We start from the raw sequence: 6,357 nt of genomic DNA on the forward strand, positions 1-6,357 counted from the left end.
CAAAAAGCAGCATCAGCATTGCCGACCCGGACGGGGGGCGAAACATCCGACTGAAGGGAGCCATCTATGAACAGTCTTTTAACGCTGGCGAAGGACTTAGAGCAGAAATCGAAAGCGCAGCAGCAGAGTACCGGCGAGATGCTGAAAGCCGCATTCAGCGAGCACGAGAAGTCTGTCAGAGCGGAACTGAGCGAAAGCGAGAAGAGAATCAGCGCCGCCATCCTCGACCACGACCGGAAGCTGTCCTCAGCCATGAGCCAGCGTACGAAAGGGATGCTGCGCATGGTCAGCCAGACGTGGCTGACCATCGTCCTGGTCTCCGTGCTGCTGATCGCCTCGAACGCGGCCATTCTGTGGTGGCAGAGTCAGCAGATACTCGACAATTACGTGAGCATCCGGGAGCAGAAGAGCACGCAGGCGATGCTGTCCGAGCGGAACAGCGGCGTGCAGCTCTCGACCTGCGGCGAGCAGAGACGCCGCTGCGTGAGGGTGAACCCGGAAGCGGGACGGTTCGGAGAGGATTCGAGCTGGATGATACTGGCGGGGAAATAGCACATGACAGAGCTGGAAAAACAGTTGCTGAGCGCATTAGAGCAGCTACAGCAGGACTACTCGAAAAGGCTGGACGAGTGGGAGAGCGCCTTCGCGGAATGGCGGACGATGTCTGGTCTTATGCAACGGGAGAACGCGGCGCTGAGCGAGCGCGTCACGGGCTTGAGCAGGCAGGTGCAGAGTTTGAGCGATCAGCTGCGCCGGTTGTCGAGCGGCTGAATGCCGTCGAGCTGCAGCAGGTGCGGGAGGCGCGGCATCAGAAAGCGCTGGAGCTCGAACGATCACAGCGACAGCGGGTATATCACGGTCCGTCCCTTTGATTCATTTCAGCATAATTCCTGCTGAAATCCTCTCTGCCTGTGTAGTAGATATGTTCTGGTGAAGCTTCGATTATACTATTGATAAATAGCATTTAGATTATAATTTAAGTGCATTCATTATGTTATCTTTAAGAGATTTTTATTATTGGCGTGAACAAGGAATATACACATGCTGTCACTTATTATTATTTTTGTTTTTCTTATCAGTGTATTGTATGCGCATTCTCGCGGTAAAATAAAACAAAAGTTTTCCAGGCAGTTATTTGATCATTCAACATTTATGGCTCCGATAAATATGTTTATGACAGGCTTTTCGAAGCTGCCGTCAAAGCAGGCATGGTTTCCCCCAGAAACATTTCCTGAACTTCAACCATTAATTGATAACTGGCAGGTTATAAGAGACGAAGCTGTTAATTTGCAAGGGCACATTAAATCATCTGAAAAAAATAATGATGCAGGATTTAATACATTTTTTAAGCGCGGTTGGAAGCGCTTTTACCTCAAGTGGTATGGAGATGCTCATCCATCAGCGGAGCGGCTTTGCCCAGTAACAACCCAACTGGTTAGCTCTATTCCCTGTATTAAAGCAGCGATGTTTGCTGAATTGCCTTCAGGAAGCCATTTAGGAAAGCATCGTGACCCTTATGCCGGTTCAGTTCGTTATCATTTAGGATTATCAACACCAAATGATGAACGGTGTTTTATTGAAGTTGATGGTGTACGCCGCAGTTGGCATGATGGTGAAGTGATAATTTTTGACGAAACTTTTGTTCACTGGGCTCAGAATGATACCGAGCAGACACGTATTATTTTGTTCTGTGATATAGAAAGGCCGATGAAGTGGCGGTGGTCACAAAAAATAAATAGGTGGATAGGTGGGGTGCTAATGTCAGCGGCAGCATCACCCAACGATAATAATGACAGGACTGGTGCTATAAATCATTTATTTAAATATGTTAATGCTATTCGTGATGCAGGTCAGAAGCTAAAAAAAAGGAATCGAAAACTATATTATTTGATTAAAAATGGAGTTATTTCTTTGATTTTTGTTTGGCTTGCTGTCTCAGTGTTTAGATGGCTGTGATTTGTTTTTTTCTATTGAGTCATACATAAATTTGGGTCTTCTATGCTCAATGTATGGTTATAGATAAAAATCGCCTGCTAAAAAATTCTATTGAAATCTTTTTAGTAAGAAAGGCCCGAATCTGACGCTCAGCGGGCCTTTCGTGAAGAAGTGCGGCAGTAGACAGATTTCATCTGATCACGTTCATGTGCTGCTGTGCAATTAAGCGTTTCTTTCGGAGCTTTCACGGTATTTCCTTCACGAAACCGGCCGCCATTCACTCTTGTGCATAGCCATGCAGCCGCGCAGAAATTATCAGGGGCGTTTTTCAGGGTTTGGGCCGGGGAAAGGTGCCGGAAACGGCCCTCAGGCCGCAGAAACGCGCTGAGGGGCTCTCAGGGGGTGCGGCCAAGAACTCTTATGTTAAATGCGGCGGTGTGGCGGGTTCTTACTTCACACATCATGTTGTCACTCAGACTGAGTCCAGAGAGAAAAAGCCCTCCGGCCGAAGTCGAGTAGTGTTTTACTGGTTTTTTTGCAGCCTCAGGAGTAATCGTCGTAGTACTTCGGATAGTTATTTGTATATATCTTGTGGTTTTATGTTGAGCTCTTCCGTTTTTGATGCTAAAAAGATTGTCATTACGCGGTGACTTGCCTTTTTTAAAACAAAAATGGAGATATCTATGCTTGATACTGACTGCATTACTGTTCTTACGGCCAGGGGTATTACTGAGATTTTAAATAGTGGAGGAAGCCAGGCTTGGAGACTTGATGCTACTCACGTAGCTAAGCTTCCGTACCTGGTTTGCGTCCAAAATTCGAAAAAAGACTGGGGTAGTCAGGAGGCTAAGCATCATCATGCATTTATGATCGGGAAAATATCCGGAGTAAGTCGAGCCCATGAAAACCCTAAGCGCTGGATCATAAATATTGATTCCTATGCTGAAATTGATATCCCTGGGCAGTGGGACGGCAATCGTAATCCAGTCTCCTATAGAAAACTTGAAGACATGGGAATTGATATCTCCAAAGTGGATTTCCAACCCCTACCTAAAGAGGATTCCTTAGTCTTGAATACGATAAAAGGCGGGGATGAATATGATGAGTATGAGGAGGATAGCAACAGAGTTAGGCCGATAAATCTAAAAGAGGCTAAAGCAGGGTTGGCTTTATATTTTGGTGTGAATGAGGATGATATTCAGATCACAATTAAGGGATGACCTTATGCCGTCACTCTCTGTTGAGCGCTGGTTAGCACTAGCTACTGCTGGAGATAGCCAGGCTAGATTTCATCTGGGTAAGATATTCTCATGCGGTCTTGGTGTGCATCAGGATTATAAGCAGGCTATATACTGGTTTCAGCTTGCAGCTGAGCAAGGCCATGATGATGCCCAGTTTAGTCTTGGTTGGGCATATCATCTGGGGTTAGGTGGATATAAAGATGCTCAAAAAGCTTCGGAATGGTATCAGAAAGCTGCTGAGCAAGGTCATGCAGAGGCTCAGTTTCAGCTTGGAAGGCTGTATGCTTTCTCTGATTTAAGAAATGATGCGTTAGCAGTCGAATGGTTTCTCTGTGCTGCGAAGCAAGACCACAGTAGTGCCCAATTTAAACTTGGCTGGATGTACCATCTCGGTATGGGCGTTGAGCAAAGTGATAGGCAGGCTTTCCATTGGTTTATTCTGGCCGCTGAGCAAGATCATGCAGGAGCTCAGGCATCTCTTGGTGAGATGTATAAAAATGGATGGGGGGTCGAGCAAGATGATGTTGCTGCGCAGGATTGGTTTTATCGTGCCAGAACCATGCACTATCCCTAAACCCGCCCTGTGCGGGTTTTTTTACGCCTACGTGTAAGAGGCTTGCGGAGCTGGCTGCTGCTGATTCATAACATGAAGCGTTATGGTAAATACATATTATGGTTATTTATTAGGAGTAACTCTGGGAGAGTGGGCTATGGGATCAGATGTTCAATGGCAGATAGATAATGGTTATTTGGCGCAAGTTATGGGGGATTTTTCGACAGAGTCGCCTAGCTTTGAAACGCCAATGTTTGGGCGATATTTTGATACCTTTCAAGCTGCTATACATGTTGCAAAAGCTTTCCCAGGGAGTACGTTGCAGCCATCAGAGTACGAAGATAAAACTGGGATGCTAATACGTCATTATTATGTGGATTGTCATCCGTATTATGATCGACTCCCTCCTGAAAAAAGCGATAATTTTCAGTATGATGAGTACCCTTCTGCTATTCATGTGGCTGCGTGTATTGATCAAGCTAGCAAAGAACTCGACGAACTATTGTTTGGTGGTGGATATGGGGAAAATGGTGAGGGGCATGCAAGCCCGATAATTTTATATTAGTGTTAGGGGCGGAGGGATATTATCCAATTTGTAAAATGATCTTCTTGAGATCGTTTTGCTCTGCGCGTAATCTCTTGCTCTGAAAACGAAAAAACCACCTGGGGAGGTGGTTTTTCGAAGGTTCAGTAAGTTGGGGAACTTCTGAACCGTGGTAACAGTCTTGTGCGAGACGTGTCACCAAATCTGTCCTTCCAGTGTAGCCGTAGTCCGGCCACCACTTCAAGAACTCTCGATACATCTCTCGCACATCCTGCTTACCAGTGGCTACCGCCAATGGCGATTTTGTCGTGTCTTTCCGGGTTGGACTCAAGTTGATAGTTACCGGAATGGGCGTGGTAGTCGGACTGAACGGGGGGGTCGTGCATACAGTCCAGCTTGGAGCGAACTGCCTACCCGGAACTGAGTGTCAGGCGTGGAATGAGACAAACGCGGCCACATAACAGCGGAATGACACCGGTAAACCGAAAGGCAGGAACAGGAGAGCGCACGAGGGAGCTACCAGGGGGAAACGCCTGGGATCTTTATAGTCCTGTCGGGTTTCGCCGCCACTGATTTGAGCGTCATATTTCGTGATGCTTGTCAGGGGGGCGGAGCCTATGGAAAAACGGCAACGCCGCATCCTTTTCCCAGCCCTTCCTGATTTGAGCGCCATCTCTTTATCCCGCCATTCGTGAGCCGGTAACGCCCGCCGCAGTCTCACGGCAGGAGCGTAGCGACCGAGTGAGCGAGGAGGCGTCATTTCATCGTCCCCAGCATTTCGCACTTACGCCCCACAGACGCATTTTTTACCTGCCACATGAAGCACTTCCCTGAATTCCCACTTCGATTTACCATATTAAGCCAGTATACACTCCGCTAGCGCTACGTGACTGGTTCAGGGCTGCGCCCCGAAACCCGCTAAAACCACTGACGCGCCTGCGGCTTGTCCAACACCGCGCCGACCGGGAAAAGATTTCCCGCCCGTCCCGGCGTTATCAGGAGGCCGGATTGGCAGACAAACGCAGCAAAATGCTCACGATGTGGGTGACCGAGGATGAGCACCGGCGTCTGCTGGAGCGCTGCGACGGTAAACAGCTTGCAGCCTGGATGCGCCAGACGTGCCTGGACGAGAAACCCGCCCGCGCCGGCAAGCTTCCCTCGATCTCGCCGGCGCTGCTTCGTCAGCTTGCCGGCATGGGGAACAACCTTAACCAGATTGCCCGGCAGGTTAACGCCGGTGGTGGCAGCGGGCACGACCGCGTGCAGGTCGTCGCCGCGCTGATGGCCATAGATGCCGGACTCGAGCGGCTGCGGCATGCCGTGCTGGAAAAGGGTGCAGACGATGATCGTTAAGTTTCACCCGCGAGGGCGCGGCGGTGGCGCCGGTCCGGTGGATTATCTGCTGGGGAAAGACCGACAGCGCGAGGGCGCCACCGTTCTGCAGGGGAAGCCGGAAGAAGTCAGGGAGCTTATCGACGCCTCACCCTACGCAAAAAAGTACACATCCGGCGTCCTGTCCTTTGCCGAAAAGGATTTACCGCCCGGGCAGCGCGAAAAGCTGATGGCGAGCTTTGAACGGGTTCTGATGCCCGGACTCGACAAAGACCAGTACAGCGTGCTGTGGGTTGAGCACCAGGATAAGGGGCGGCTGGAGCTGAACTTCCTGATCCCGAACACGGAGCTGCTGACTGGCAAGCGTCTCCAGCCGTATTACGACCGCGCCGACCGTCCGCGCATTGATGCCTGGCAGACCATCGTGAACGGCAGGCTGGGGCTGCATGACCCGAACGCGCCTGAAAACCGGCGGGCGCTGGTCACGCCGTCCGCGCTGCCGGAAACGAAGCAGGAAGCCGCTCAGGCAATTACACGGGGTTTACTGGCCTTGGCCTCGTCCGGGGAGCTGAAAACCCGCCAGGACGTCACTGAGGCGCTGGAAAGCGCAGGTTTTGAGGTGGTACGCACCACAAAAAGCAGCATCAGCATTGCCGACCCGGACGGGGGGCGAAACATCCGACTGAAGGGAGCCATCTATGAACAGTCTTTTAACGCTGGCGAAGGACTTAGAGCAGAAATCGAAAGCGCAG

General features: G+C 50.1%; 9 protein-coding genes and 1 pseudogene. 9 read left to right on the forward strand and 1 reads right to left on the reverse strand.

Going from position 1 to position 6,357, the window contains the following annotated elements; genetic code table 11:
* Nucleotides 1–66 precede the first annotated feature (66 nt).
* From BN3796_RS00965 to BN3796_RS20630, 6 genes are all read left to right on the forward strand, one after another.
* Nucleotides 67–552, forward strand: a complete 486-nt coding sequence (locus BN3796_RS00965) for an MbeB family mobilization protein (protein ID WP_023343076.1) — start codon at nucleotides 67–69, stop codon at nucleotides 550–552.
* Nucleotides 553–555: 3 nt separating this feature from the next.
* Complete coding sequence (locus tag BN3796_RS00970; protein ID WP_023343075.1) at nucleotides 556–771, forward strand: MbeD family mobilization/exclusion protein; 216 nt, start codon at nucleotides 556–558, stop codon at nucleotides 769–771.
* Nucleotides 772–1,041: 270 nt separating this feature from the next.
* Nucleotides 1,042–1,956 carry a lipid A hydroxylase LpxO gene (gene lpxO, locus BN3796_RS00975; protein ID WP_023343074.1) on the forward strand — a complete coding sequence of 305 codons (915 nt, stop codon included), beginning with the start codon at nucleotides 1,042–1,044 and terminating at the stop codon, nucleotides 1,954–1,956.
* A 662-nt stretch (nucleotides 1,957–2,618) separates the two neighbouring features.
* Entirely contained in the window at nucleotides 2,619–3,155 is a 537-nt protein-coding gene (locus BN3796_RS19745) for a hypothetical protein (RefSeq protein WP_023343080.1), read from the forward strand.
* 4 nt (nucleotides 3,156–3,159) lie between these two features.
* On the forward strand, nucleotides 3,160–3,750 hold the full coding sequence (locus BN3796_RS00985; protein ID WP_023343079.1) for a tetratricopeptide repeat protein: 591 nt from the start codon (nucleotides 3,160–3,162) through the stop codon (nucleotides 3,748–3,750).
* 82 nt (nucleotides 3,751–3,832) lie between these two features.
* A complete protein-coding gene (locus BN3796_RS20630; protein WP_065707752.1) occupies nucleotides 3,833–4,294 on the forward strand; it encodes a hypothetical protein in 462 nt (153 codons plus the stop codon).
* Between the two features lie 254 nt (nucleotides 4,295–4,548).
* On the opposite strand, the gene BN3796_RS20830 is transcribed toward BN3796_RS20630, so the two are convergent.
* The gene (locus BN3796_RS20830; protein ID WP_048246078.1) at nucleotides 4,549–4,659 is read right to left on the reverse strand and encodes a hypothetical protein; all 111 of its coding nucleotides are present in this window, start codon (nucleotides 4,657–4,659) and stop codon (nucleotides 4,549–4,551) included.
* 643 nt (nucleotides 4,660–5,302) lie between these two features.
* On the opposite strand from BN3796_RS20830, the gene BN3796_RS01000 reads away from it, so the two are divergent.
* The 3 genes and pseudogenes from BN3796_RS01000 to BN3796_RS21135 all read left to right on the forward strand — a co-directional run.
* Nucleotides 5,303–5,626, forward strand: a complete 324-nt coding sequence (locus BN3796_RS01000; RefSeq protein ID WP_001445156.1) for a MobC family plasmid mobilization relaxosome protein — start codon at nucleotides 5,303–5,305, stop codon at nucleotides 5,624–5,626.
* Nucleotides 5,616–6,296, forward strand: a pseudogene (gene mbeA, locus BN3796_RS01005) (plasmid mobilization relaxase MbeA); the annotation flags it as partial. The gene BN3796_RS01000 and the pseudogene mbeA, both read left to right, overlap by 11 nt.
* A gap of 7 nt (nucleotides 6,297–6,303) precedes the next feature.
* Nucleotides 6,304–6,357: MbeB family mobilization protein (locus tag BN3796_RS21135; protein ID WP_350360915.1), on the forward strand; the 54-nt coding region annotated here is incomplete at its 3' end.

The sequence above is a fragment of the Pseudenterobacter timonensis genome, from assembly GCF_900021175.1.
Taxonomy (GTDB): Bacteria; Pseudomonadota; Gammaproteobacteria; order Enterobacterales; family Enterobacteriaceae; genus Enterobacter; species Enterobacter timonensis.